This is a genomic window from Thermogutta sp., assembly GCF_014359955.1.
Taxonomy (GTDB): Bacteria; Planctomycetota; Planctomycetia; order Pirellulales; family Thermoguttaceae; genus Thermogutta.
This window is the reverse complement of the sequence record NZ_JACIYL010000969.1, coordinates 1-1,454: the sequence shown is the minus strand read 5'-3', so window position 1 is coordinate 1,454 and position 1,454 is coordinate 1. Positions and strand designations below refer to the sequence as shown.

Here is a 1,454-nt window from a genome sequence, read left to right as displayed (position 1 = left end):
GGTGATCGGTTTTCATCCACCACGAGTGTCACCACACAGTTTGTGAACGTCACACGAGCCTTTTGGACCATCTGAAAACACGCGAAATCCCGTGCCGCGTTCTGCCCTTTTACCTCGAATCGCAGCCCCACGTTCTCGAAACTGATCTCCGAACCAGCCAGCAATACAAAACTGTCAGAAGTTGCCCCATTTCGATCGTCCATGCGGAAGACAAGCTCCGGCCAGCGCCCCTGTTCGCCCACGATTTTCAGCCGACGGCCTCTCAGGTCCAGCGGCCCTTCGGACAGCGTACCATCGAAGTCTAAACGGATCTCGTCGCCGGGCAAAGCCCCACGACACGCCGCCTGCAAAGTGGGGAAACTCCCTTCCCGGCGACCTGTCGGATCAACCCATCTGATCCATGCGCTGGGCGTGGTAAATTTCTGATCCGCGGGGGTTTCCCGCTGGGCATTGACGGCGGCGGAAAACGGTAACAAATTTCCCCGAGTGGGATTCTCGGCGGACGGGTCTGAGGACCGATTTGTCTGCGGGACAAGGAGCGGAGTATCCGGAGGGACGTTCTGGGGGATTCCCGCGCCACTTTCCGGAAACGCTGACATTCCGAAAGGATTCCGGGCATCGCCGCCCAGCACGCCCGGCACGGGAATAATGCTGCCGGAGCTAAAATCGGAGGGCTGCCTCGATGCCCCTGATCCCGAACCCGTGCTTGCAGGATCAGTCGGACCGGTTGCCGACGCCCCCTCCCTCCCCGGACCAGACGTGGGCGTGGCCGAGGACGTGGGCGTGAGCGAGTCTGTACCGGACGAAGGTTTCGATGATTCCCGGAGGTTTGCGTTCCCTGGGGATTTTTGCGACGTTTGCGCCGGTGGGTTCGACGTCGCAGAGGCGTTCCCCGGAGCCGGGTTGGTAGTCTCGCCCGTCGGCGATCCGGCATCGACGCCAAACGCCGGTGCAGGCGGCGAGAACAGCTCGACCTGGGTCATCATCTCATCGCCAGACAGATCCAGCTCTTCAGCCCCATGGGAAAACCACCTGTCGATAAACAGCGTGGTGAGAAGAAGAGTCACCAGCGGCACCGCCCAAGGCAGATGCCGGCGCCAGCGATGTTCCTTTCCATTCTTGAGTGCCTTGCCATTTCCAGATCGGACAGGACGTTCGCCCTCGCCGATCAGTTCACGAAGAGCCGCAGCCAGTTCCGCTGCCGATTGAAAGCGCTGACGCGGTGATTTGGCCATCATCCGCCGGAGAACGCGCATGAGGCCTTCGGGAACATCTCCGCGAATCCTGCGGATATCAACCGGCTCTTCTGTTTGATGCTGGAGGAGCTTCTGGAGGACCGTTCCACCGGGGAACGGAGGCTGGCCCGTCAGCAGGAAGTAGAGCGTGCAGCCCAGAGAATAAATATCGCTGCGGACATCCGCCAGCCGAGGATCTCGCGCCTGTTCCGGCGCGAT

The 1,454-nt window shown here is 60.9% G+C and carries 1 pseudogene; it reads right to left on the bottom strand.

Annotation, left to right across the window (positions count from 1 at the left end):
• Positions 1–1,454, bottom strand: a pseudogene (locus H5U08_RS18650) (hypothetical protein); the annotation flags it as partial.